This window comes from Actinomadura spongiicola, from assembly GCF_003432485.1.
GTDB classification, from domain to species: Bacteria; Actinomycetota; Actinomycetes; order Streptosporangiales; family Streptosporangiaceae; genus Spirillospora; species Spirillospora spongiicola.
This window is the reverse complement of the sequence record NZ_QVNQ01000007.1, coordinates 467654-493078: the sequence shown is the minus strand read 5'-3', so window position 1 is coordinate 493078 and position 25425 is coordinate 467654. Positions and strand designations below refer to the sequence as shown.

The window sequence follows — 25425 nt, the reverse complement described above, 5'->3', positions numbered from 1 at the left end:
ACCCGTTCGCCGCTCGAGTACCCCCGAAGGGGCCTTTCCGCTCGACTTGCATGTGTTAAGCACGCCGCCAGCGTTCGTCCTGAGCCAGGATCAAACTCTCCATTAAGGCCAAACGACCACACCGAAGAACAAACCCCGATGCGACCAAACCATGGAAACAATCCCAGCAAACACAACCCACCCACAAACGGAGCGGGCTGCACTGCCTCAAAGAAATCCCCGACCGTCCGAAGACGGCCACGGGGCGACCCGGCCCTGAACATTCAGAACCAGATCGATAAAGGCACTGGCTTTTAACACGCTGTTGAGTTCTCAAGAAACGGACACCCACCGCACCCGAACCCGCATCCCGCGGGCCCCGGCTCCGGGGCAACCCTTCTAACTTACCCGGTCCGTTCCCGTTGTCAAGCCGATCGGCGAAGATCTTTTTGACGGACGGAGGCGTACCGAGTTCCCACACCAACGACCGACAGGCCACGAAGACCCGCCAGGAACGTTTCGTAGGAGGCGCCCTGCGGGCCGGCCACCGTGCGGCGTCCTGCATCCCGTATGGGCTTGTCTGTCCAGAGTACCCCGGCCCGCAGCAAGCTGCGAACCGATTTTCTCCGGCGACTTTCCCCCGGGGCCGTCCGCCTCTCGGCGTCCCGCATCCCCTCGGGGCAAGGAAGAGATTAGGCAGCCCCGGACGACCCGTCAAATCGAGGCGTCCACCCTCTCGTCCCTCATCGGATAGGCCCTGGTCACGGGCGGTTCAGGCGCGCGGTGTCAGCGTCGTGTCAGCGCGACGTCAGTGGTCGCCCTTCGGTGTCCGGGGCGTGTCAGCGGGCTCGGTGACGGTGGTGGCGTCAGAAGCGGAAACAGGTGGGAGGCGGATCGATGGACGATGTGATTCGCGCTGAGGGACTGCATAAGCGTTTCGGGGACACACGGGCCCTGGACGGTGTGGACATCACGGCGCGGCGAGGCACGGTTCTCGGGGTGCTGGGCCCGAACGGGGCCGGTAAGACCACTGCAGTGCGAGTGCTGGCGACGCTGCTCAAGCCGGACGCCGGACGGGCGGAGGTCTGTGGCTACGACGTCGTGAAGGACGCCGTTCAGGTCCGGGCGTTGATCGGGCTGACCGGGCAGTACGCGTCGGTCGACGAGGAGCTGACCGGAACGGAGAACCTGGTGATGATCGCCCGGCTGCTGGACTTCGGGCGGCGGGACGCGAAGGCCCGCGCACGCCAGTTGCTGGACCGGTTCCGGCTCACCGACGCCGGGTCGCGGGCCGTCAAGACGTACTCGGGTGGGATGCGGCGGCGGCTCGATCTGGCCGCGAGCCTGATCAACCGTCCGGAGATCATCTATCTGGACGAGCCGACGACGGGGCTGGACCCGCGGGCCCGTAACGAGGTGTGGGACACGGTCCGCGGGGTCGTCGCCGAGGGGGCCACGGTGCTGCTGACCACGCAGTATCTGGAGGAGGCCGACGCACTCGCCGACCAGATCACGGTGTTCGACCACGGACGGGTGATCGCGGAGGGCACGTCCGACGATCTGAAGGGGCGGATCGGCAGGCAGACGCTGGTGGTCCGCGCGTCCGAGCCGTACCGCACGGCGCAGCTCACCGCGATCGTCGCGGAGCTGACCGGGGAGAAGCCCGAGGTGCAGGGGCCGACCGGTCTCGTCACCGTGCCGGTGCATGATCCGCGGTTGGTGTCGGCGTTGGTGAGGCGGCTGGACGAGGCGTCCATCGTGGCCGCGGAGCTGGCGCTTCGGATGCCGAGCCTGGACGAGGTGTTCCTCACACTGACGGGTCGTCCCGTCGAAGAGGCCGAGGCCGAGCTTGTTCCGGAAGGGAGCGTGGCATGACCGCGATCACCGTGGGTGCGCGCGGGCCGGTCACGGCGCCGCCCGCTCACATCAGTCCGCGGCGGACGCTGCGTCATGCGCTGACGTTGGCGTGGCGCAACATCGCGCAGTTGAGGCACTCCCCGGAGAAGCTGCTGGACACGACCCTGATGCCGATCGTGTTCCTGCTTCTGTTCCTGTACGTGTTCGGCGGGGCCGTGGCGGGCGACACGCGGTCGTACCTGCAGCAGTTGCTCCCGGGGTTGATCGCGCAGATGGCGATGTTCGCCACGATGGGGCTCGGGACGGCGTTGAACGAGGACATCCACAAGGGGGTGTTCGACCGGTTCCGCAGCCTGCCGATCGCCCGTTCCGCTCCGCTGATCGGTTCGGTCCTGGGGGACACGGCCCGGTTCATCACCGTGATGACGGTTCTGGTCGGGTTCGGGTCGCTGCTGGGGTTCCGGTTCCATACCGATCCGTTGTCGGTGTTGGCGGGGTTCGCTCTCGCGTACGTGTTCTATCTGGCGGTCTGCTGGATCTCCGTCCTGGTGGGCCTGGTGGCGCCTACGCCGGACACCGTGCAGGGGCTCGCGTTCATCTGGGTGATGCCGTTGACGTTCGGCAGCAGCATCCTCGTCCCGGACACGTCCACGATGCCGGGTTGGTTGGAGGCGTGGACGAAGGTCAACCCGGTCACGCATCTGGCGGAGTCGTTGCGTGCGTTGATGGTCGGCGGAGAGGTCGGGAACCATGTCTGGTACACGCTCGCGTGGGCCGCGGGGATCGTGGTGATCACGTTCCCGCTGGCGATGCGGATGTACGCGCGGAGGGCGTGACGTCGGTCGACCGCCGGGAGCCGAGGCGCGCGTCGCCCCCGACGGGTGGTGCGGGGTCGGCGCCCCCGGTGTCCTGGCGGCCGACGGGCGGTCAGGCGGTTTCCGGGACGGTGGAGCGGACGAGGTCCGCACCGGCGGCGACGACGTCCTCCCTGGTGACGGCGCGGCCGCGGTCGTAGGAGGCGGCGAAGGCGTCCTCGCCGAGGACGGCGATGGCGGCGGTGTGCGTCCGCCGGGCGTCATAGCCGGTGGTGTCGCGGAACCCGCGCAGGTTGTCGGCGGTGCCGAGCAGTTCGGCGGCGCGTGTGTGGCAGCCGCTCGCGGCGGCGAAGGCGGCGAGGCCCTCGACGAGCGACGCCAGGGACGGGTTGCCCGTGAGCACGTCGTTCGTGAGGGCGTCGAACGCCCGGACGTGCCAGCGGTGGGCCCTGTCGAGGTCGCCGTCCTCCTCGGCGAGGCCGCCGAGGCGGCTGAAGGTCCGGCGGGCGGCCTGCGCGAAGTCGGGGCGGTGCTCGCGCGGCTCGGTCCACTTGTGGGCGCGGTCGGCGTGCAGGCGGGCGGCCTCGCGGTCGCCGTCCCGCAACGCGAACTCGCAGAGGAGGAGCGAGGCTCCGGCGGCGTCGGCGAGTTCGCCGATCCGTTCCAGTTGCGCCATGGCGAGTTCCGCGTCCTCGTAGGCGCGGGCGAGGGCCCCTTGCTGGGCGCGGACCCGGGCGAGTTGGATGAGGATCGCGGCGCCCTGTTCGGGGCTGACGCCGAGGGTCGCGTAGCCGTGCGCCTCCTCGCCGAGCCGGACGGCCTCGGCGAGTTCGCCGCGGGCCGTGGCCACCTGCATCATTCCGCTCAGCGCGAGAATCATTCCGAACCGGTCGCCGAGGTCACGGAAACGCGCGTACGCGTCGGCGGCCTCCTCGGCCGCGTCGTCGACGTGGCCGGTGTTGATGCCCATGTGGGCGAGGAAGGCGTGGGCGACGGCGTTGACCCACGGGTCGGGGTGGTCCTCGACGCGGCGCAGTTGGCGGCGTACCTCCTCCATGTCCCCGGTGAACAGGGCGAGCGCGGGTTCCATCAGGGCGAGGATGGGGTGGCGCGACTGTGCGGGGAGCAGACCGGCGGCGTCCTCGAAGATCGCCTGTAGGGACTGCGGGCTCGGACCGGCGCCCTGCGACATCTCCGAGGTCAGGCCCGCCGCGAAGCGGCAGAGGACGTAGTGCTCCTCCAGTCCCGGCGGCGCGGTGTCGCCGACCATGTCGTGGACGGCGATCGCCCAGTGGCCGGCCTCGATCTCCATGTCGCGCAGCGCCCAGAACCACACCAGGCCCGCGACGAGCCGGAGGCCGGTCTCCTTGTCGCCGGTCTCGATGATGTGCCGGAACGCGACGGTGACGTTGTCGCGTTCGTCCGCCAGCCGTTCCGCCCACCGCAGTTGGTCGTGGCGGCGCAGTTCCGGTTCGGCGCGTTCGGCGAGGTCGACCAGGTAGGCGGCGTGCGCGGACCGGACGCGTTCGGTCTCGCCCGCCTCGGTCAGCCGTTCCGCCGCGTACACGCGGACGGTCTCCAGCAGCCGGTAGCGGACCTGCGGGTCGCCTTCCGCCATCACCAGCGACTTGTCGATCAGTGCGGCGATCACGTCGATGACGTCGTGGGGGTCGGGCGCGTCCGGCGTGTCCGGGCCGCACACGTGGACGGCGGCGTCGGGCGCGGCGCCTCCCGCGAACACCGACAGGCGGCGCAGGACGGTGCGTTCGACGTCGTCGAGGAGGTCCCAGCTCCAGTCGACGACGGCGCGGAGCGTCCGGTGCCGTGGCAGGGCCGTGCGGCTGCCGCCGGTGAGGAGCCGGAACCGGTCACCGAGGCGCGCCGCGATCTGCCCGGAGGTGAGGGACCGGAGCCGGGCCGCGGCGAGTTCGATGGCGAGCGGGATGCCGTCGAGGGCGCGGCAGATCGCGATGACGTCGGCGACGGTGTCGGTGTCGACGGTGAAGCCGGGGCGGACGGCCGCGGCCCGGTCGGCGAACAGCCGGACCGCGGCGTAACCGAGCGCGTCGGCCGGGTCGGCGACGTCGTCGTCCGGCAGTGGAAGGGACGGCACCGGGCACAGCGATTCGCCGGTGATGCCGAGCGGTTCCCGGCTGGTGGCGAGGATCCGGACGCCCTCGGCCTGGGCGAGGACGTGCCCGGCGAGGCGCGCCGCGGCGTCGAGGACGTGTTCGCAGTTGTCGAGGACGACGAGCATTCGTTTGGCGGCGAGGTAGTCGATGAGCCGTTCGAGGGGCCGCGCGACGACGAGTTGCTCGCCGGGCCGGACGGTGTCCAGGACGCCGAGCGCGACGAGCACGGCCTGGACGACGTCGTTCTGGTCGCTGACACGGGCGAGGGGGACGAACCAGACGCCGTCCGGCATCTCGTCGACGAGCGCCGCGGCGCTCTCCCCCGCGAGCCGTGTCTTACCGGCGCCGCCGGGGCCGGTGAGGGTGACGAGTCTGGTCTCGCGCAGCAGTTTGCCGACGCGGCGTGACTCCTCCTCGCGTCCGACGAAGCTGGTGAGCTGGGCGGGCAGGTTCGTGCGCGCGGGCCGCGCGGTGGGCGGCGGCGGTGGACCGGGAGGCGGCGCGGCGGCGGACGCGGTGTCGCGGCGCAGGATCTCCAGGTGGACGGCGGACAGTTCCGGGGACGGGTCGACGCCGAGCCGGTCGGCGAGGGCGCGGCGCGTCTCCTCGAAGATCTCCAGGGCGTCGGCCTGCCGTCCCGCCGCGCAGAGGGCGCGCATGAGGTGTCCGCGGAGCCTTTCGCGCAGCGGGTTCGCGGCGGCGAGCGGTTCGAGTTCGGCGACCGCCGGGGCGGGCAGCCCGGCGGCGATCTCGGCGTCGACGCGGTCTTCGACGGCGGCGAGCCGCAGCTCCTCCAGCCGGGCGACCGTCCCGGCCGCGAACCCGGCGTCGGCGATGTCGACGAGCGCGGGGCCGCGCCACAGCCCGAGCGCCGCGCGGAGCCCCTCGGCGCGGCGGGCCGGGTCGTGCTCCCCGCGGGCCGCGGCGACCCGGCGTTCGAACGCGACGGCGTCGACCTCGGTGGGGGCGATGCCGAGCCGATACCCGGCGGGGCCGTGTTCGACGAGGTCGCGTCCGGCGACGCCGCGCAGCCGCGAGACCAGGGCCTGGAGGGCGTTGCCTCCTCCGGCGGGCGGCGCGCCGTCCCACAGGTCGTCCAGCAGCCGGTCGGCCGACACCGGTCGCCCCGCCTCGACCGCGAGCCGGACCAGGAGGGCGCGCAGCCGCCGGCCACTGACCTGTACGGGCCGCGCGGCCTCGTCCCGCACGTCGAGCGGGCCCAGTATGCCGATGCGCACGAATCCCCTTTCCGGGTGCCATTGTCGCCGATGTACGGACCGCACGCGTACCCCACCACTCCCGCCGCTCTTCTTTACGTTTGCCCCAGATACGGCGGGTACGGCCCCTCCATGGATCTGTCATTCCTCAAGAAGCTGTACCAACGTCCGGGGCCGTTCGCGTCGGTGTACGCGGACCTCACCCGGACCACCGAGGACGCGTCCAAGGCCGTCGAGTTGCGGTGGCGGGCGCTGCGCGCGGACCTGGAGGCCCAGCACGCCCCGAAGGGCATGCTCCGCGCGATCGAGCAGACCATCGACGAGGAGATGTCGGCGCGCCGATCCGAAGGGCTGGTGATCTTCGCGGCGGACGGTGAGGTCGTGTACGCCGATCGGTTGCCGGGCCCGCCCCGTTCGCCTCGCGCGTCCCTGGCCCCGCTCCCGGACGTCCTGCCGTATCTGACCGAACGCGGTGAACGGTTCCCCCATCTCGTGGCCGTCGTCGACCGCCGTGGGGGCGCGATCGACTGTGTCACCGCGGAGGGTAAGCACCAGCACATCGACGTGCAGGGGGACGAGGAGTACCCGATCCGCAAGACGAAGGCCGGTGATTGGAACCAGTCGCGGTTCCAACGTTCGTCGGAGATGGTGTGGAAGCTCAACGCCAAGAAGGTCGCGCATGAGATCGACCGCGCCGCCGACCGTTGCGGCGCTGAGGCGATTCTGATCGCGGGTGACACGCGCGCCCGCACCGCCGTTCTGGACGAGGTCTCCGAGCACGTTCTGGAGCACACCGTCGAGACGGACAAGAACACGACCATGGACGACCCCGACCTCAACGAGGAGCTGCAGCGCATCCTCCGCCTCAAGACCACGGAGCGCGTGTTGTCGGTCGCGGAACGGTTCGACCGCGAGCTCGCCACCGGTCAGCGCGCCGTCTCGGGCCTGGCGGCCACGACGGAGGCCGTCCGCCAGGGCCAGGTCGAGACCCTGCTGCTGGAAGAGGAAACGAATCCCGAGGACCGTCTGTGGATAGGCCCCGAGCCCGGCCAGATCGCAACGACCCCGGACGAACTACGCGATGAGTTCGGGGTGACGAACCCGCAACGGGAACGGGCGGACGCCGCGCTGGTCAGGGCGACGACCGCCACGGACGGGGAACTCGTCGTCCTGCCGCCGAACGGGACGGACGGCCACCTCCACGTGGGCGCCGTCCTCCGCTATATCGCCTGAGAGGTGGAGCTATGGGGATTCGAACCCCAGACCTCCTCCATGCCATGGAGGCGCGCTACCAACTGCGCCATAGCCCCTCGGTCGGCTAAAGCTTAGTGCACGCCGGACGCGGTTCGGACGCGGGTCGCGGAGGGATTCCCTCCGCGACCCACGATCAGGTCAGCGATTCCGTGAGTACGTGACCCACTGGTCGTTGACCGTCGGCACGTACAAGCTGAGGTTGAGCGGCCACCTGACGGGGAGGCTGAGGATCTTGACCTCCTCGCGGACCTGCCCGGAGTCGGCGGTCTGCTGGCTGCTGAGCTCCTTGGTGTAGGGCTGCTGCGTGTACTGCTCCTGCGTGTACTGCTCTTGGGTCGGCTGCTGCTGTGGCCGACTCATCGAGCAGAGGATCCGGCCGACGTCGGGCTGGGCCGGGAGCAGTTTGAAGTGCGAGAGGACGTTCAGCGCGTGGACGCAGTCGTCCTCCGTGTAGGTCTTCGGGGCGGGTGGCGGCGCTTCTTGCGCGGACGCGGGCACCGCCATGGTCGTGACGGTCGCGGCGGCGATCGCGGCGGGCAGCAGCCGTCTTCCGGAGATCCGGCTTCTCATGGGTACAACCCTCATCTCGATCATGCATCGCCACTCCGTGGCTGTTCCCGCATGATCGACATGGTGAAGCGCGGCCGGACGAAAGGTAGCCGCCGTCATGGCGAACCTTTTGCGGTCAGAGCCAGCCGAGGCTTTCGCGGACTTCTTCCGGCGCGTATCCGTGCTGCCCGCCGTCGCCGATCCACACGACGCCGTCGGCCTCCGCCACCGGCCCGATCGCGTGTTCCTGTGGCAGCCGCGGCTGGATCGCCAACCGCACCCGCATCCCCGGCTCGTACCTGCGAAGCTCGTCGATCAGGTCGGCCACGGTGACCTCGCGTTGCGCCCCCCTGCGGTGTCTTCCCATAACACGCATGTAACCACTCCGCCGCCCCTCCGCCGACCGTCCCGCCCACCCCAAAGCGTCCGACGGCCCCAACTCTTCGCCGAAGCGCCCCCACGAACACCGGAACCCCGCCCCACCCACCACCCACACCTCGTCCCACCCCAGAAATCAGAGCAAAACCCCCAAAAGACGAAGCCCCACCGAAGAGCCTCCTGGAAACAAAGCCGAACCACAGGAAGACATGAGGACAACACCCCTGAGAAGGGGACGCCCCAAGGCCCTCAGAAGACGTAGAAACCACCCCCAGGCACACGCAGCGCGAAACCCCAAGGGGGCAAGGGGCGGAGCCCCAAAGAAAGGGGGGTGTAGGGGGCGAAGCCCCCACCGGGGGGCGTGGGGGCGGAGCCCCTCACATCGGGGGTCCGGGGGTCGCCCCCCGGGTCGGCAGGAAGGACGAGCCATGGCCCGCGCTTCCCGCGGGCACACTACCCCGCTCGTTCGTGGAGCTATGGGGATTCGAACCCCAGACCTCCTCCATGCCATGGAGGCGCGCTACCAACTGCGCCATAGCCCCGCCGCTGCGTGGACGTGCATCCCGCAGCGCGTGGTCAGTGTATCGGACGGGTGGGCCGGTCTCGAATCGTTTGGTGGTCAGGTCGCGGTGTCGGGGCGGTCGTCGCTGAGGACGGGTTCGGGGAGGGTGCCGGCGTTGTGTTCGGCGAGGCGCCAGCCGCCGTCGCGCATTTCGGTGATGACGGACCAGGAGCAGTTGGAGAGGCCGCCGAGTCGTTCCCAGGTTTCTTCGGGGAGGCGGAGGAGGTGGGACATGCCGAGGCGGAGCGCGGCGCCGTGGGACGCGACGACGAGTTGCCCGTCGGGGGGCAGGTCGTCGAGGGCGCGTTCGAGTGCGGTGCCGACGCGTTTGGCGACCTGGGCGCTGGTTTCGCCGCCGGGGGGTTGCCAGGCGGCGTGTTCGGCGGGGTAGCGTTCGCGGATTTCGCGGCCGGTGAGGCCTTCCCAGACTCCGCCGTCGCGTTCGATGAGGTCTTTGTCGTAGCGGATGGGGAGTCCGGTGAGGTCGGCGAGCGCTTTGGCGGTGTCGGCGGCTCTGCGGAGGGGGGAGGAGAGGAGTGCGGTGGGTTGGAGCCCGGCGAGGAGGGCGGCGGCGCGGCGGGCCTGCCGGTGTCCTGTCTCGTCGAGTGGGACGTCGGTTTTGCCTTGGAAGCGGTGTTCGACGTTCCAGGTGGTCTGGCCGTGGCGCCAGAGGACGAGCCGCCGTCTGCCGGGTTCGCGGGCGGCGCGGGGGTCACTCACTCGCGCTCCCGACGGTGCGGGCGCGCTGGTTCTGGTGGGCGGTGACGCTTTCCGGCAGGTCGATGAGGGGGCAGTCTTTCCAGAGCCGTTCGAGGGCGTAGAACATGCGGTCTTCTTCGTGCTGGATGTGCACGATGATGTCCGCGTAGTCCAGCAGGACCCAGCGGCCTTCGCGTTCGCCTTCCCGGCGGACGGGTTTGGCGCCGGCGTCTTCGCGGAGGCGTTTCTCGACTTCGTCGACGATGGCGCGGACCTGGCGGTCGCTGGGCGCGGAGCAGAGCACGAACGCGTCGGTGATGACGAGCTGCTCGCTCACGTCGTAGGCAAGAATGTCGTCGGCCAGCTTGTCGCCCGCCGCCTCGGCGGCGATCTGGACGAGCTGCGCCGCCCTCTCGGATGCGGTCACGATGCGCTCGCGATCCTCCCTGTAGGGGTCATCTCCGGTAACACCTTCTCACGGGTGACGGTCAACGGACCCCTATGTCGCTGTTCGACCGCTTTGTTCCTGCGGTCCTTCCGCTTCCAGGGTATGCGCCGGGGGCCGGACGGCGGATCCGGCGTGTCCGTTCGCGCTACACGCGGTAGAGGTCGCGCTTGTTGATGTACTGGACGATGCCGTCCGGCACGAGGTACCAGATGGGTTCGCCGGAGTGGACGCGTTCGCGGCATTCGGTGGACGAGATCGACAGGGCGGGGACCTCCATGAGGGAGACCCGCCCGTTGGGCAGTCCGGGGTCGGCGAGCCGGTGGCCGGGGCGGGTGACGCCGACGAAGTGCGCGAGTTCGAACAGTTCTTCGGTGTCGTGCCAGGTCAGCATCTTCTCCAGGGCGTCGGCGCCGGTGATGAAGAACAGGTCGGTGTCGGGGCCCTGGATCTGGCGCATGTCGCGGAGGGTGTCGACGGTGTAGGTGGGTCCGGGACGGTCGATGTCGACGCGGCTGACGGAGAAGCGCGGGTTGGACGCGGTGGCGATCACGGCCATGAGGTACCGGTCCTCGGCGGCGGCGACCTTCCGGTCCTCCTTGTGGGACGACAGGCCGGTGGGCACGAACACGACCTCGTCGAGCGAGAAGAAGTGCGCGACCTCGCTCGCCGCCACGAGGTGGCCGTGGTGGATCGGGTCGAACGTGCCGCCCATGATCCCCAGCCGCCGCTTTTGCGTCATGACGACGAGAATAGCCAGCGGGTCCGGTGCCGGGAACGTCCGGGGGGCCGGGCGCCCAGGTCGCGAGGGGACCGGGGACAGGGAACCCGGTGGGCCGGTGGTTCGTCGGAACTACCATGGCAGACTTGGCTTTCTTCACGGTCAAGGAGGGTTCCTGCCTCGTCACGATCGCCTCTCGGGAGACGCCTTCCGGTGAGATCTGACAGCGGTTCCGCAGGCGTTTTCCCTCTTCGCCGGTCTGACGGCGACGACATTTCGTGCCGCGTTCACAGCGCGGTCGCGAGTGACTCCGCGGTCGCATTCACGAAACCGATCGGTAAGCGGGGACGACGATTCCGCAGTGGTCATCGACCGCCCGTTCCGATGGGAACGGATGTAGATTTCAAGGGCCATGTTGTAGACGAGACGAACGCAGCCGGAGGCGCGGTTCGGGTACTCCCCCTTTTTCGGGGTCGGGGAGAAGCGGGACCTGGACGATCGACTCACGCGCCGCGTCACGACCAGCACACCATTCGAACATGCTATCGGGGGTCGGGCATGCGTTCACGTCCGCTCGTCCGTAGCCGCCGGGGCACGCGGCACCTCGTCGCCCGTCCGGAAGCGGGGCTTTGCGCCCATCAAGGAGGCCAGACATGACGGAGAACACACCGGATCGAGCACGCACACGGTTCCCGGGGATCAGTTCCCGGGCCTACGAACACCCGGCGGACCGGTCGGCGCTGGTGGCGCTGCGCTCGCTGTCCGGGTTCGACGTCGTCCTGCGGAAGCTGTCGGGGCTGGTCAACGAGCGGTCCCTGCGGCTGATGTTCCTCGGTGGGACGGTGCGTGTCGGCGAGGACCAGTTCCGCAACATCTACGACATGGTCCGTGACGCCTCCTACGTCCTGGACCTGCCGGAGGTGCCGGAACTGTACGTCCGGCAGGACCCGACGCCCAACGCGATGGCGCTCGGCTCCGACCACCCGTTCATCGTCCTGAACACCGGTCTCATCGATCTGCTGGACGACGAGGAGCTGCGGTTCGTCGTCGGGCACGAGGTGGGGCACATCCTGTCCGGGCACGCGGTCTACCAGACGATGATGCAGATCCTGCTGCAGATGGGGTCGCGGCTCGCGTGGCTCCCGCTCGGCAACATCGGCATCGCGGCGATCATCATCGGGCTGCGGGAGTGGTTCCGGAAGGCGGAGCTGTCGTCCGACCGGGCGGGGTTGCTCGTCGGGCAGGACGTGGACGCGGCGAAGCGGGTGAACATGAAGCTCGCGGGCGGGACGCGGCTCGGCGAGATGAGCGGCGAGGCTTTCCTGGAGCAGGCCCGCGAGTACGACGCGGCCGGCGACGTCCGGGACGGGCTGCTGAAGTTCTTGAATCTGCTCGGCCAGTCGCACCCGTACGCGGTGATCCGGTTCGCGGAGATCGACCGGTGGGCGCGCAGCGGCGAGTACGAGCGGATCCTCGCCGGCGACTACCCGCGCCGCGACGACGACGGCAACGCGTCCGTCTCCGACGAGGTCAAGAACGCGGCCCGCTCCTACCGGGAGTCGTGGGAGCGGACGGCCGACCCGTTCGTCGGCAAGGTCCGCGACATGGCGGACGCGGCGGCGGGCGCCGCGGGCGGCTTGTTCGACCGTTTCACCCGCCGCGACAACGGCCCCACCGACCGCAACTAACCGGGAAGACCCAGGGCCGCCGCGAGACGAACGCGGCGGCCCTTCCACGTTCCAGCCCGCCGACCGTCCCAGACCTCCGAGCGCTCAAGACCTCTGGGACGCCGGGCCTCCGGACGCGCCAGGCCGCGGGGTGTTGTGGCTAGAACGGGGTTGGGACGAGGAGTTCGACGTTGCGGTCGGCGGTGTCGCCGCGGCGGTTCTCGTCGCGTTCCTGCCAGTCGTTGGCCGCCAGTTCGCGGGCCAGTGACGCGAGCCGGACGGTGTCGGTGAGGCGGTCGTCGTGGGAGGCGGGACAGGCGGAGTCCAGGATCGTGGTGAAGATCGACAGTGTGCCGTCGCGGTTGTCGGCGAGTTCGACGATGCGGCTGTGCTGCGGGAAGTCGATGTGCGCGGCCGTGTTCACCTCCCAGAATCCTCCCGTGCCCTCGCGGGCGTGCGGGATGACGCGGTTGCGGTGCGTGTGGCCGTTCACCCACAGGATGACGTTGGGGTAGCGCAGGAGCAGGGCGCGGACCTCGTCGCCGAGGACACGGTCGCCGCCGAGCGGGTTGTCCAGGGACTCGATCGGGTGATGGCTGAACAGGACGAACAGCCGGTCGGTCGCCTTGTGCTCGACGACCGAGCCGTCGGCGGCGAAGTAGCGGCGGCTTCCGGCCTTCAGCTCCGCCTCCAGCCACGCGAACCGCTTCCTGTCGAGGGAGCCCTCCGAGTAGCCGCTGGGGTTGACGGTGTCGAGGACGAGGCCGCGGACGACACCCCGGTCGAAGGCGTAGTGGGCCGTCCCGTCGCGGAGGTTGGCCGCGGTGAAGCCGTGGCCGCGCGGGGACGCCGCCGTCGTGAAGTGTTCGGCGACGACCTCGCGGCGCGACAGCATCCGGCGGTTCCGGTCGGGCGTGACCGGGCGGAACAGGCCGCCCGCGCCGCCCTGTTCGCGGCCGAGGCGGAGCAGTTCGACGGGGTCGGCCCGCTTCAGTACGCGGGCGAGGCGTACGGCCTGGTCGTCGTCCGCCGGGGCGCCGATCTTGATCGGTCCGGTGGCGAGGGCGGAGAGAAGCGGGGTGACCGGCAGGTTGCCCTGGGCGAGGCCGTCGTGGTTGCCGAACACGGCGAGCCACGGCGAGTCGAGGCCGGTCGCCTGGAACGGCCGGCGGGCGGCGTCGAGGAGGCCGGGCACGCGGGGGAACCCGAACCGGGCGATCGGCAGGTCGGGCTCGGCGTCGGGCGGCGGGCCCTCGGGATGCCAGAAGGCGCGGTCGTAGGACGCCCAGTCCATGACGCCCTCGTAGCGGTCCGGGTCGCCGGAGTCGGGCCGGACACGGCCGCCGTCGAGCAGGTCGATGATCCAGCGGACCTCGTTGTACTGGACGTTGTCGGCGGCGTCCCCGGTGTTGATCGTGAACGCGAGCGGCAGCCCGGTCGCCGGGCCCCGTCCGGCGGCGTTCATCGCCCGGACCATCGCGTCGGCGATCTGCGTCGACAGGCTCTCCTGGGGGCGGTAGGCGCTCCGCACGGGCAGGACGTCCACGGCGTCGTGGAAGCGGTCGAGGAACTCGACGCGGGCCGGGGACTGCGCGTCGACGACGTGCACGTCGGTGAGATGGCCGAAGGCGAGGACGCCCCGGCGGGTGGCGGCGCGGCGCGGGGACGCGACGCCGCCGAGGTCGCGGCGGAGAACGTGCGGCTCACCGGGTCCGCTTCGGACGTACCGGTAGCCGCCGGCGCCCGTGGGGCCTAACAGGTACGTCCCGGCGAGTGTGGTGCCGTCGGCGGGGCCGCGGAGCGCGGGCGCGACCCCGTGGGCGAGGGCGGTGGAAGGACGTGGGGGAAACGCGACGAGTCCGGTGGAGGCGAGCCCAGCGCCGAGGGCGACGCCCTTCAGGACGTGGCGGCGGGTGTAATTCCGGGTCACACTTGTGCATCACACCACGGCCCCCATGGTGTCATCAATGGCCCGATGTCACACCATGTCGGCCGGGTCAGCCGCGCAGGTGGCCCTCGCCCGTCACCACGTACTTCGTGGACGTCAGTTCCGGAAGCCCCATCGGGCCGCGGGCGTGGAGCTTCTGCGTGGAGATGCCGATCTCCGCGCCGAAGCCGAACTCCTCACCGTCGGTGAAGCGCGTCGAGGCGTTCACCATCACGGCCGCCGAGTCGACCAGCGCGACGAAGCGTTTCGCGGCGGGCTGCGACGCGGTGACGATCGCCTCCGTGTGACCGGAGCCGTAGCGGCGGATGTGGGCGACGGCGTCGTCGAGGGAGTCGACGACGCGGGCGGCGATGTCGAGCGACAGGTACTCGGCGTACCAGTCGTCCTCGGTCGCCTCCACGACCTCCGTCCCGTATGACCGGATCCGGTCATCGCCGTGGACGGTGACGCCGGCGTCGCGGAGCGCGGCGAGCGCGCGTGGCACGAACTTGTCGGCGATGTCGGCGTGCACCAGGAACGTCTCGGCGGCGTTGCACACCGACGGCCGCTGCGTCTTGGCGTTCAGCAGGATGTCCACGGCCATGTCCACGTCGGCGGCGGCGTCCACGTACACCGCGCAGTTCCCGACGCCCGTCTCGATCACCGGGACCGTCGACTCCTCCACCACCGAGTTGATCAGCGAGGCGCCGCCGCGCGGGATCAGCACGTCCACCAGCCCGCGGGCCCGCATCAGATGCTTCACCGAGGCGCGGGAGGTGCCCGGCACGAGAGCCACCGCGTCCACCGGGACCTCGGTGTCCGCCAGCGCCCGGCGCATCACCTCGACCAGCGCCGTGTTCGAGTCGTGCGCCGACGACGAGCCGCGCAGCAGCGCCGCGTTCCCGCTTTTCAGGCACAGCGCGGCGGCGTCCACGGTCACGTTCGGCCGGCCCTCGTAGATGATGCCGACGACGCCGAGCGGCACCCGCACCTGCCGCAGTTCAAGCCCGTTCGGCAGGACGTTCCCGCGCACCGACTCCCCCACCGGGTCCGGCAGCGCGGCGACCTTCCGGACGGCGTCGGCGATCGCGGCGATCCGGCTCTCCGACAGGCTCAACCGGTCGATCATGGACTCGGAGGTGCCGTTCTCGCGGGCCCGCGTGACATCGACCTCGTTCGCCTTGACGAGCTCCGGCGCCGCGTCGACCAGCGCGTCCGCGATCCGGTGCAGCGCCGCGTCCTTCGCCGCCCGCGGCAGGGGGGCCAGCCCGGCGGCGGCCTCCCGGGCGCGCCGCGCCACGGTCAGGAACTCCTCGGCCTCGCTCATCACACGTCCCCTCCTTCAAGGACCACGAGGTGGTCACGGTGGATGATCTCGCGTTCGTATTCGGCGCCGAGTTCGCGGGCCAGCCAGCGCGTGGACCGTCCCATCAGGTCGGGAATCTCGGACGCGTCATAGTTGACCAGGCCGCGGGCGACGACACGGCCGGCGGTGTCGCACAGGTCGACGGGGTCTCCGGCGGCGAAGTCCCCGGCCACGCCCGTCACCCCGGCGGGCAGCAGCGACTTGCGGCGCCGCACCACCGCCTCGACCGCCCCCGGGTCGAGGGTGACCCGGCCCTGGCCGGTGGTGGCGTGGGCGAGCCACAGGTCCCGGGTCGACATGCGGCGGGCGTCCGCCGGGTGGAACAGCGTCCCGACCGGGTCGCCGCCGAGCGCCCGCGCGGCGGACGCGGCGTCCGTCAGCACGACGGGGACGCCCGCGATCCGGGCAGCCTCGACCTTGGTGACCATGCCGCCGGTGCCGACGCGTCCCGAACCGCCGAGGTTGACGTCCGCGAGGTCGTCCGGTCCGCGCACGTCGCTGACGCGGCGGGCGCCGGGACGGCGCGGGTCGCCGGTGTAGAGGGCGTCGACGTCCGACAGCAGGATCAGCGCGTCCGCGCGGATCAGGTGCGCGACGAGCGCGGCGAGCCGGTCGTTGTCGCCGAAGCGGATCTCGTCGGTGGCGACGGTGTCGTTCTCGTTCACGATCGGCAGGATGCCGAGGGCGAGGAGCTGCGCGAGGGTGCGCTGCGCGTTGCGGTGATGGGAGCGGCGCATCATGTCGTCGGCGGTGAGCAGCACCTGCCCGACCGTCAGCGCGTAGCGGGCGAACGACGAGGTGTACCGGGCGAACAGCAGGCCCTGCCCGACGCTCGCCGCCGCCTGCTGGGTGGCGAGGTCGCGGGGCCGCCGGGTCAGCCCGAGCGGGCCGAGGCCCGCGGCGATCGCGCCGGACGACACGAACACGATCTCGGTGCCGTCGGCGCGGCGGGCGGCGAGGACGTCGACGAGCGCGTCGATGCGGTTCGCGTCGATCGTGCCCTCCGGGGTGGTCAGCGACGACGATCCCGCCTTCACCACGATCCGGCGGGCCTTCTCGATCGCCCCGCGTTCACTCATGACCATCCGTCCAGCCGACGGTCGGTGCCGCGCGGCCCGAGGGCCACGTCACCGGCGGGGACCTCCGGCTCCCAGTCGAAGACGACCGACTCGTCGGTGGTGCCGATCAGCACGGTGGCGCCCGCGGTCGCGCCCGCGTCGGCGAGGGCGTCCTCCACGCCGAGCCGGGCCAGCCGGTCGGCGAGGTAGCCGACGGCCTCCTCGTTCGCGAAGTCCGTCTGCCGCAGCCAACGGACGGGCTTCGACCCGGTGATCAGGTACGTGTTGCCGCCGAGGTCCTTGACCTCGAAGTCGGTGTCGCCGCCGACCGGCTCCGGCCGGATCACGATGCGGGTCGGTTCGACCGGCGGCAGCGACGCGCGGTACTCGCCGACCATCGCCGCCATCGCGAACGACAGTTCCCGCAGACCCTCGTGCGTCGCCGCGGACACCTCGAACACCTTCAGGCCGCGCGCCTCGAACTCGGGTCGGACCATCTCGGCGAGGTCGCGTCCGTCGGGGACGTCCACCTTGTTCAGCACGACGATGCGCGGCCGGTCCGACAGGGGACGGTCGCCGAGCACCCGGTCGTAGGCCCGCAGTTCCCGTTCGATGACCTCGAAGTCGCTGACCGGGTCGCGTCCCGGCTCCATCGTCGCGCAGTCGAGGACGTGCGCGAGGGTGGAGGAGCGTTCGATGTGGCGGAGGAAGTCCAGGCCGAGGCCGCGGCCCTCGCTGGCGCCCTCGATGAGGCCGGGGACGTCCGCGACCGTGAACGTCGTGTCGCCCGCGCCGACCACGCCGAGGTTCGGGATCAGCGTCGTGAACGGATAGTCGGCGATCTTCGGTTTGGCGGCGGACAGCGCGGCGATCAGCGACGACTTGCCCGCGCTGGGGAACCCGACGAGCGCGACGTCGGCGACGCTCTTCAGCTCCAGGACGACGTCGCGCGTCTCACCCGGCTCGCCGAGCAGCGCGAACCCGGGGGCCTTGCGTTTGGCGGTCGCGAGGGCCGCGTTCCCGAGGCCGCCGGCGCCGCCGCGGGCGATGACGTACCGGGTGCCCTCCCCGACCAGGTCGGCCACGACCCGGTCGCCCTCCTTGACGACGGTGCCGTCCGGGACGGGCAGGAGCACGTCGCCGCCGTCGGCGCCCGTGCGGTGGCCGCCCTGCCCGGGGCGGCCGTTGCCCGCCTTGCGGTGCGGGCGCCGGTGGTAGTCCAGGAGGCTCGCGGTGTTCGCGTCGACGACGAGGACGACGTCGCCGCCGCGTCCGCCGTTCGCGCCGTCGGGGCCGCCGAGCGGCTTGAACTTCTCCCGGTGGATCGACGCGCAGCCGTTGCCGCCGTTGCCCGCGCCGACGTGCAGCACCACCCGGTCGACGAACTGCGCGCCCGACCCCGCTCCAGCGGCCACGGTGAACTCTCCTCAAGGAAAAAGACGAAAGGGCGGACCGGAAATTCGGTCCGCCCCTTCAAGAAGTCTGCTGCCCAGGCGGACTATTCCGCCGGGGGGACGACGCTCACGGCGTTGCGACCGCGGTAGCGGCGGAACTCCACCGCGCCCGCGACCAGCGCGAACAGCGTGTCGTCGCCGCCGCGCCCGACGCCGGGGCCGGGGTGGAAGTGGGTGCCGCGCTGCCGGACGATGATCTCGCCGGCCTTGACCACCTGGCCGCCGAACCGCTTCACGCCGAGGCGCTTGGCGTTGGAGTCGCGACCGTTACGGCTGGACGATGCGCCCTTCTTGTGTGCCATGTGACCGCTCTCCCTTACTTCCCGGTCGAAATACCGGTGATCTTGACCTCGGTGTACGGCTGGCGGTGACCCATCCGCCGCTTGTACCCGGTCTTGTTCCGGTAGTGCATGATGTTGATCTTCGGGCCCTTGACCGCGCCGAGGATCTCGCCGGTCACCTCGTAGCGCGCGAGGTCGGCCGAGCCGCTGACGACCGTGTCGCCGTCCACGACCAGCACCGCCGGGAACGTGACGGTCGAGCCGACCTCACCGGCCAGCTTGTCGACGGTCAGCACGTCGTCGACGGCGACCTTCTCCTGCCTGCCGCCTGCGCGAACAATCGCGTACACCGCGGAAACCCTTCGTCTTCGCGCGCTTCCGGACTGAACCGGTCCCACGCGTGGTTGACACCAGCCCCCGGATGGGGGCCTACCTCCGGCACCGGGCCGAAGGCGGCACACCAGAGGTGACCCTGATGCTCTCTGCTCGCCCTCACCGGATCGGTGAAGTGCGCACCGAACGTCCCCGAACGGGTTCGCGGTGCTGGTTCGGATGGCGCGCCACGACGCGCCGATGCCGGACACGTCAAGACGCGCCCAACCCCTGAATTGTACAGGTACTCGGCACCCCGGCAAATCGCTCGACCGGGGCCCACCGGTGGGCGGGACGGCCCCGCCCACCGGGTCGGGTCATTCGGCGTCGGCCTCGCCGGTGGGGGCGGCGGCCGAGGCGCGGCGGACGCGGCGACGGCGGGTGACCGGCTCCTCCCCGGGTTCGGCGCCGCCGACACCGTTCGCGTCGGAGACGGTCGGCGCGGAGCCGTTGAGGTCCGAACCGGTCGACTCTGTACCGGTCGACTCTGTACTCGCGGGCTCCGTGTCGGTCGACTCAGAACCGGAGGGCTCAGGACCGGACGGCTCGGTGGCGGTCGGCTCGGTGCCGTTGGGGGTGACCGGGACGGGTTCGGCCGAGTCCAGCGCGGCCGGGGAGGTGCCGGCGGTCTCCTTCGCGGCTTCGGCCGCCTCGACCGCGGCCTGCGCGGGAGACTCGTCGCCGTCGAGCTCCGGGGGCGGGCCCGCCGGGCGCTTGGCGGGGCCCGACCTCCTGCGCCGGGCGCGCGCCGGTTCGGGGGCCTCGGACGGCGCCGGTTCCGCGGGCGCCTCCGCGACCGCCCTCACCGCTTCGGCCGGTTCGAGCTTTTCGCGCTTTTCGGCGGGTTCCGGCTTCTCGGCCGGTGCGGCGGGTGCCACCGCGCGGGTCTCGTGCTCGGCGAGCTTCTCCTCGACGACCCGCTCGATCTCGCCCTTGCGCCTGCGGCGACGGCCGCTCTCCTTACCGGCCGCCTTGTCCGCCTTCGGCTCGACCGGGGACAGGTGGACGTGGATGCCGCGTCCACCGCAGGACTCGCAGGTCTCCGAGAACGCCTCCAGCAGGCCCTGACCGACGCGCTTGCGGGTCATCTGCACCAGGCCCAGCGAGGTGACCTCGGCGACCTGGTGCTTGGTACGGTCCCGCGACAGGCATTCCACGAGACGGCGCAGCACGAGATCGCGATTGCTCTCCAGCACCATGTCGATGAAGTCGATCACGACGATGCCGCCGACGTCGCGGAGCCGGAGCTGGCGGACGATCTCCTCGGCCGCCTCCAGGTTGTTGCGGGTGACCGTCTCCTCCAGGTTGCCGCCCTGCCCGGTGAACTTGCCGGTGTTGACGTCGATGACCGTCATGGCCTCGGTCCGATCGATCACCAGGGAGCCGCCGGACGGCAGCCACACCTTGCGGTCGAGGGCCTTGGCGATCTGCTCGTCGATCCGGAACGCCGACAGCGCGTCCTGGTCGGAGGTCCAGCGCTCGACGCGGTCGGCGAGATGCGGGGCGACGTACTGGACGTAGTCGGAGACGGTGTCCCAGGCGTCGGCGCCCGACACGACGAGCTTGGAGAAGTCCTCGTTGAAGATGTCGCGGACGACCCGGATCGTCAGGTCCGGCTCGCCGTACAGGAGGGACGGCGCGGAGGCGGTCTTGACCTTCTTCTGGATGTTGTCCCACTGGGCGGCGAGGCGCGACACGTCCCGGGCGAGTTCCTCCTCGGTGGCGCCCTCCGCGGCGGTCCGCACGATCACGCCCGCGTTCTCCGGCATGACCTTCTTCAGGATCGACTTGAGGCGGCTGCGCTCCTTGTCGGGGAGCTTGCGGCTGATGCCGGTCATCGAGCCGTCCGGCACGTACACGAGGTAACGGCCGGGCAGCGAGACCTGGCTGGTGAGACGGGCGCCCTTGTGGCCGAGGGGGTCCTTGGTGACCTGGACGAGCACCGACTGGCCGGACTTCAGCGCCGACTCGATGCGGCGCGGCTGGCCCTCCAGCCCGGAGGCGTCCCAGTTGACCTCGCCCGCGTACAGGACGGCGTTGCGTCCCTTGCCGATGTCGACGAACGCCGCCTCCATCGACGGCAGCACGTTCTGGACCTTGCCGAGGTACACGTTGCCCACGTACGACTGGTGCGTCGCGCGGTTCACGTAGTGCTCGACGAGCACGTCGTCCTCGAGGACGGCGATCTGGGTGCGCTCGCCCTCCTGACGGACGACCATGACCCGCTCGACGGCCTCGCGGCGGGCGAGGAACTCGGCCTCGGTGATCACCGGCGGGCGGCGGCGGCCCTGCTCGCGGCCCTCCCTGCGGCGCTGCTTCTTGGCCTCCAGCCGGGTCGAGCCCCGCACGGACTGGACCTCGTCCTCGGCGGCGGCGCGGGCCTCCCGGGCGGTGCGGACGTGGACGACGGTGTTCGGCGGATCGTCGGTGCCGGTGCCGTTGTCGGCGTCGGCCCCGGAACGGCGGCGCCGGCGGCGACGGCGGCGGCTCGTCCCGCTCTGGGAGGCGTCGTCCTCATCGCCCTCGTCGCTCTCGTCGGCGACGTCCCGCTCGGCCTTGGCGTCCTTGGAGTCCTTGGTGTCCTTCGACTCCTTGGCCTTGGCCGCCTTGTCCTTCTTGGGAGCCTTCTCCTTCTTGGCGGCTTTGGCCCCCGTCTTGGCGGGTTCCTCGTCCTTCTCCTCGGCCTCGTCGGCCTGCGCCTCGTCCTCGGCGCCCTCCTTGCCGCCCCGGCCGCGGCCACGGCCGCCCCGGCGGCGACGGCGGCGGGACGGACGGTCGTCGGAGTCGTCCTCGTCGGCCGCCCGGTCGTCGCGCTCGTCGTGCTCCTCGTCGGCGGCGTCCTGCTCGGCGGTGTCGCGTTCGTCCTTCGGGCGGGCGGGCGGCCCGGCCTTCGGCTGCGGCGGCTGGAACACGACCATCGGCGGCTGGAACGTCACGCCCGGGACCCCGACGCCCGCGGCGGGCTCGATCTCCGACACCTGACCGGCGGACGGCTCCACCCCGGTCGGGGCGGGCGGGACCTCCGGCACCGTCGGGACGGTGGGCGCCGCGGGCGGCTCGGCGGCCTCCTGCGCGGCGGACGCGGCGGACGTGGTGCGCCGCCTGGTCCGGGTGCGGGTCCGGGTGGGGGGCGGCTCCTCGCCCTCGGGCTCGGTCTCGGTGTCCGGGGAGACCTCGGCACCCGTCATCGGAACGGGCTCGGGCGTCTCGGCGGCCTTCCCGCTCCTCGTGCGGGTGCGGGTCCGGGTCGTGCGCTTCGGCGGCTCGGGGGCCTCCTCGGCGGCGGGACCGTCCGGTGCCTCCGGCGGCGGGCCCGCGGGGCGGCTCGCCCGCCGGGCGCGCGCCTTCGCCTCGGTCTCGGCGCCGGATTCGGCCTCGGGTCCTGGATCGGTCGCCGCGCCCGCGTCGCCGGTGTTCGCGCTCTTCGCGCTCGCGTTCGCCGTGTTCGCGTTCGTGGGGTCGTCGGTGGTGTCGTTGTCGGTGCCTTCGGCGTTGGCCGAATCGGCTTCGTTCTCAAGCATGCGGGCAATCTCCCGTCAGGCTCCCGGGCGCGTCCGCTCGCTCCGCCGAGGGGCGGATCGACGCGGTGCGCCGCACGAGAGCGCTCCGTCAGTCGTCGGCGTCGCCACGCCCGGACGAGGTCCGGTCATGACGACGAAGTCGTCGGGGGTGCGCCGGCCGTACCCTGCGGGACCGGTTCCGTGTCTCCACGGCTTCGGTCTCACGGTCAGGCGCTGACGGCATCCACGCTCGCGGCGTCCCCGGGCTGCGGCCGCTCCTGGCCGCGGGCCGTCTCGGCGTCGTCGCCGGACGGCAGGCCGGTCTCCCGGTCGGGATCCAGAGGATCCGCGAGACCACCGGTGTCCGCGCGCAGGGGCCCCTGCGCCAGCCTGGTCACCAACGGGGGTGACGGCGGCGCGAGGTCGGCGACCTGGCGCAGTCCGGTGAGGATGTCGTCGGGTCGTACGGCGGGTGTGGAATGCCGAACAACCATTCGAAGTATCGCACAAGGGGCATCCGCCGACTCCGCGGCGCGCCGGTCCAGCTCGCACGCGGACACGGCGGCGCGCACGTCGAAACGACGCAGCCCCTTCTTGGTGAGGCGCTCGACCTCGATGCTCCCGGCGGCCATGAAGGCGGCCACGGCTTCGGCGGCGTCGTCGGATGACACGCCGTCCAGCCGGATCCGCCATTCGGACGCCTCAAGCCGATCCACGAACGCGCCCGCTCTCGGCTGCGCGTCGCCCACGCGTCCCGCCCGTACCGGTACGACGTCCACGATGTCGAGCCCGGGGGGCAGTGCCGCGTCGAGATCGGCCCGCACCCGCGCAGGGTCGCGGATCTCGGTGAGCCCGATCTCCAGGTATTCCGCCTCGCTGGCCACCCCTGTCGCCGCCGCACCCGCGTACGAGATCTTCGGGTGGGGGGTGAATCCGCCGCTGAACGCGACAGGGATCCCGGCGCGCCTGACGGCGCGTTCCACGGCCCGGGAAATGTCGCGGTGGCTCGTGAACCGCAGCCTGCCCCGCTTGGCGTAGCGGACGCGCAGTCGCTGGGTCACGGGGGCCGGCGCCGGACCCTCCGGCATGGGTGCCAGGGTTCTGGTCCTTCCTACTCGTGCCGAGTCGAAAAACTTAGGTCTCCCTATAGAGTACGGGTCGCTGGGCCGTGCTCGGCCAGGCACCGGTGCCGTGGCTCCCGTAGCCCCGCAGTACACGGCCTTCACACGGCCGGTTCCGGCTAGACGACCGACAGCGGGAGCAGCTTCCGACCCGTGGGGCCGATCTGGATCTCCGTGCCCATGGTGGGGCAGACGCCGCAGTCGTAGCAGGGCGTCCAGCGGCAGTCCTCGACCTCGGTCTCGTCGACGGCGTCCTGCCAGTCCTGCCACAGCCACTCGCGGTCGAGACCGGCGTCGAGGTGGTCCCACGGTAGGACCTCGACCTCGTCGCGTTCCCGGACGGTGTACCAGGCGAGGTCGACGGGCTCGTCCGCCAGGGCCTTCTCCGCGGCGGTCGTCCAGCGCTCGTAGGAGAAGTGCTCGCTCCAGCCGTCGAAGCGGCCGCCGTCCTCCCACACCGCCCGGATGATCTTCCCGACGCGGCGGTCGCCGCGCGACAGCAGGCCCTCGACGATGGACGGCTGCCCGTCGTGGTAGCGCAGCCCGATGGCGCGGCCGTACTCCTTGTCGCCGCGCAGGGCGTCCTTCAGGGCCCGCAGGCGCCGGTCGACGGTCTCGTGGTCGCACTGCGCGGCCCACTGGAACGGGGTGTGCGGCTTCGGCACGAACCCGCCGATGGAGACCGTGCAGCGGATGTCCTTGCGGCCGGTGGCCTCGCGGCCGGCGCGGATGACGCGTTTGGCCATGTCGGCGATCGCGAGGACGTCCTCGTCCTCCTCGGTGGGCAGGCCGCACATGAAGTACAGCTTCACCTGCCGCCAGCCGTTCTCGTACGCGGTGGTGACGGTGCGGATCAGGTCGTCCTCGGTGACCATCTTGTTGATGACCTTGCGCATCCGCTCGGAGCCGCCCTCCGGGGCGAACGTCAGGCCGGAGCGGCGACCGCCGCGCGAGAACTCGTTGGCGAGGGTGATGTTGAAGGCGTCGACGCGGGTGGACGGCAGCGACAGCGACGTGTTCGTGCCCTCGTACCGGTCGGCGAGGCCCTTGGCGACGTCCCCGATCTCGCTGTGGTCGGCGCTGGACAGGCTGAGCAGCCCGACCTCCTGGAACCCGGACTCCTTCAGGCCCTGGTCGACCATCGCGCCGATCGTGGTGATCGACCGTTCCCGGACCGGACGGGTGATCATCCCGGCCTGGCAGAACCGGCAGCCGCGCGTGCAGCCGCGGAAGATCTCCACGCTGAACCGTTCGTGGACGGTCTCCGCGAGCGGGACGAGGGGCTTCTTCGGGTACGGCCACTGGTCGAGGTCCATGACGGTGTGCTTCTCGATCCGCCACGGGACGCCGGGCCGGTTCGGCGCGACCCGCTGGATCCGCCCGTCGGGCAGGTAGGTGACGTCGTAGAAGCGGGGCACGTACACGCCGCCGGACGCGGCGAGCCGCAGCAGCAGCTCGTCCCGGCCGCCGGGCCCGCCCTCGGCCTTCCACTCGCGGATCACCTCGGTGATGGCGAGCGCGATCTCCTCGCCGTCGCCGAGGACGGCCGCGTCGACGAAGTCGGCGATCGGCTCGGGGTTGAATGCGGCGTGCCCGCCCGCGATGACGATCGGGTGGTCGTCGGTGCGGTCGGCGGCGGTCGGCGGGACGCCCGCGAGGTCGAGGGCGGTGAGCAGGTTCGTGTAGCCGAGCTCGGTGGAGAACGACACGCCGAGCACGTCGAACGCGGCGACCGGGCGGTGCGCGTCCACGGTGAACTGCGGGATGCCGTGCTCCCGCATGACGGCCTCCATGTCGGGCCACACCGAGTACGTCCGCTCCGCGAGGACGCCGTCGCGCTCGTTCAGGATCTCGTAAAGGATCTGGACGCCCTGGTTCGGCAGCCCGACCTCGTAGGCGTCGGGGTACATCAGCGCCCAGCGGACCTCGGCCTCGTCCCAGTCCTTGACCTGGGAGTTCAGCTCACCGCCCACGTACTGAATCGGCTTCTGCACGCTCGGGAGCAGCGGCTCCAGGCGCGGGAAGATCGACTCGACCGGCATGGCGGAACCCTCCGTGCAGGGGACGTTGG

General features: G+C 71.2%; 20 protein-coding genes, 2 tRNA genes and 1 rRNA gene. 4 read left to right on the top strand and 19 right to left on the bottom strand.

The window, feature by feature from the left end; translation table 11 throughout:
* Positions 1-106 (bottom strand): 16S ribosomal RNA (locus tag D0T12_RS24235); the annotation flags it as partial.
* A 770-nt stretch (positions 107-876) separates the two neighbouring features.
* Here D0T12_RS24235 and D0T12_RS24230 point away from each other — a divergent pair.
* Both D0T12_RS24230 and D0T12_RS24225 read left to right on the top strand, forming a co-directional pair.
* Positions 877-1854 (top strand): ATP-binding cassette domain-containing protein, encoded by a 978-nt coding sequence (locus D0T12_RS24230; RefSeq protein ID WP_117401953.1) that lies wholly within the window; start codon positions 877-879, stop codon positions 1852-1854.
* Positions 1851-2672, top strand: coding sequence for an ABC transporter permease (locus D0T12_RS24225; RefSeq protein WP_117401952.1), 822 nt, complete (start codon positions 1851-1853; stop codon positions 2670-2672). The genes D0T12_RS24230 and D0T12_RS24225 overlap by 4 nt, the downstream gene beginning before the upstream one ends.
* Before the next feature lie 91 nt (positions 2673-2763).
* On the opposite strand, the gene D0T12_RS24220 is transcribed toward D0T12_RS24225, so the two are convergent.
* Positions 2764-6021: an ATP-binding protein gene (locus D0T12_RS24220; RefSeq protein ID WP_147339615.1), complete on the bottom strand. Its 3258-nt coding sequence runs from the start codon at positions 6019-6021 to the stop codon at positions 2764-2766.
* 111 nt (positions 6022-6132) lie between these two features.
* Between D0T12_RS24220 and D0T12_RS24215 the strand changes: the two genes are divergently transcribed.
* Positions 6133-7233, top strand: a complete 1101-nt coding sequence (locus tag D0T12_RS24215) for a baeRF2 domain-containing protein (RefSeq protein ID WP_117401950.1) — start codon at positions 6133-6135, stop codon at positions 7231-7233.
* A 4-nt stretch (positions 7234-7237) separates the two neighbouring features.
* On the opposite strand, the gene D0T12_RS24210 is transcribed toward D0T12_RS24215, so the two are convergent.
* The 8 genes from D0T12_RS24210 to D0T12_RS37445 form a co-directional block, all read right to left on the bottom strand.
* Positions 7238-7310: transfer RNA gene (locus D0T12_RS24210), tRNA-Ala, on the bottom strand.
* Between the two features lie 82 nt (positions 7311-7392).
* Positions 7393-7824 carry a hypothetical protein gene (locus D0T12_RS24205; protein ID WP_117401949.1) on the bottom strand — a complete coding sequence of 144 codons (432 nt, stop codon included), beginning with the start codon at positions 7822-7824 and terminating at the stop codon, positions 7393-7395.
* Positions 7825-7939: 115 nt separating this feature from the next.
* Positions 7940-8170, bottom strand: a complete 231-nt coding sequence (locus D0T12_RS24200; RefSeq protein ID WP_117401948.1) for a hypothetical protein — start codon at positions 8168-8170, stop codon at positions 7940-7942.
* 480 nt (positions 8171-8650) lie between these two features.
* Positions 8651-8723, bottom strand: a tRNA-Ala gene (locus D0T12_RS24195).
* Between the two features lie 77 nt (positions 8724-8800).
* On the bottom strand, positions 8801-9463 hold the full coding sequence (locus D0T12_RS24190) for a histidine phosphatase family protein (RefSeq protein ID WP_117401947.1): 663 nt from the start codon (positions 9461-9463) through the stop codon (positions 8801-8803).
* Positions 9456-9869: a ribosome silencing factor gene (gene rsfS / locus D0T12_RS24185; RefSeq protein ID WP_117401946.1), complete on the bottom strand. Its 414-nt coding sequence runs from the start codon at positions 9867-9869 to the stop codon at positions 9456-9458. The genes D0T12_RS24190 and rsfS overlap by 8 nt, the downstream gene beginning before the upstream one ends.
* Before the next feature lie 166 nt (positions 9870-10035).
* Positions 10036-10629 carry a nicotinate-nucleotide adenylyltransferase gene (gene nadD, locus D0T12_RS24180; protein ID WP_117401945.1) on the bottom strand — a complete coding sequence of 198 codons (594 nt, stop codon included), beginning with the start codon at positions 10627-10629 and terminating at the stop codon, positions 10036-10038.
* Positions 10630-10791: 162 nt separating this feature from the next.
* The gene (locus tag D0T12_RS37445) at positions 10792-11115 is read right to left on the bottom strand and encodes a helix-turn-helix domain-containing protein (RefSeq protein WP_407642107.1); all 324 of its coding nucleotides are present in this window, start codon (positions 11113-11115) and stop codon (positions 10792-10794) included.
* Between the two features lie 146 nt (positions 11116-11261).
* On the opposite strand from D0T12_RS37445, the gene D0T12_RS24170 reads away from it, so the two are divergent.
* Positions 11262-12296: a M48 family metallopeptidase gene (locus D0T12_RS24170; protein ID WP_117401943.1), complete on the top strand. Its 1035-nt coding sequence runs from the start codon at positions 11262-11264 to the stop codon at positions 12294-12296.
* A gap of 139 nt (positions 12297-12435) precedes the next feature.
* Here the strand turns inward: D0T12_RS24170 and D0T12_RS24165 are convergent, their stop codons facing one another.
* The 9 genes from D0T12_RS24165 to D0T12_RS24125 all read right to left on the bottom strand — a co-directional run bounded on the left by D0T12_RS24165 (position 12436) and on the right by D0T12_RS24125 (position 25396).
* Positions 12436-14205, bottom strand: a complete 1770-nt coding sequence (locus tag D0T12_RS24165; protein ID WP_117401942.1) for a TIGR03767 family metallophosphoesterase — start codon at positions 14203-14205, stop codon at positions 12436-12438.
* A gap of 67 nt (positions 14206-14272) precedes the next feature.
* A complete protein-coding gene (locus tag D0T12_RS24160) occupies positions 14273-15529 on the bottom strand; it encodes a glutamate-5-semialdehyde dehydrogenase (protein WP_117401941.1) in 1257 nt (418 codons plus the stop codon).
* The gene (gene proB / locus D0T12_RS24155; RefSeq protein ID WP_117401940.1) at positions 15529-16647 is read right to left on the bottom strand and encodes a glutamate 5-kinase; all 1119 of its coding nucleotides are present in this window, start codon (positions 16645-16647) and stop codon (positions 15529-15531) included. The genes D0T12_RS24160 and proB overlap by 1 nt, the downstream gene beginning before the upstream one ends.
* Complete coding sequence (gene obgE, locus D0T12_RS24150) at positions 16644-18041, bottom strand: GTPase ObgE (protein ID WP_117401939.1); 1398 nt, start codon at positions 18039-18041, stop codon at positions 16644-16646. Before obgE ends, proB begins: the two co-directional genes overlap by 4 nt.
* Positions 18042-18124: 83 nt before the next feature.
* Positions 18125-18382 (bottom strand): 50S ribosomal protein L27, encoded by a 258-nt coding sequence (gene rpmA / locus D0T12_RS24145; RefSeq protein ID WP_117401938.1) that lies wholly within the window; start codon positions 18380-18382, stop codon positions 18125-18127.
* 14 nt (positions 18383-18396) lie between these two features.
* Positions 18397-18711, bottom strand: a complete 315-nt coding sequence (gene rplU, locus D0T12_RS24140) for a 50S ribosomal protein L21 (RefSeq protein ID WP_117401937.1) — start codon at positions 18709-18711, stop codon at positions 18397-18399.
* Between the two features lie 339 nt (positions 18712-19050).
* Positions 19051-22254: an Rne/Rng family ribonuclease gene (locus D0T12_RS24135; RefSeq protein ID WP_117401936.1), complete on the bottom strand. Its 3204-nt coding sequence runs from the start codon at positions 22252-22254 to the stop codon at positions 19051-19053.
* 206 nt (positions 22255-22460) lie between these two features.
* A complete protein-coding gene (locus D0T12_RS24130; protein ID WP_117401935.1) occupies positions 22461-23321 on the bottom strand; it encodes a TIGR03936 family radical SAM-associated protein in 861 nt (286 codons plus the stop codon).
* A 152-nt stretch (positions 23322-23473) separates the two neighbouring features.
* Positions 23474-25396, bottom strand: a complete 1923-nt coding sequence (locus D0T12_RS24125; RefSeq protein ID WP_117401934.1) for a TIGR03960 family B12-binding radical SAM protein — start codon at positions 25394-25396, stop codon at positions 23474-23476.
* Between the last annotated feature and the right edge of the window lie 29 nt (positions 25397-25425).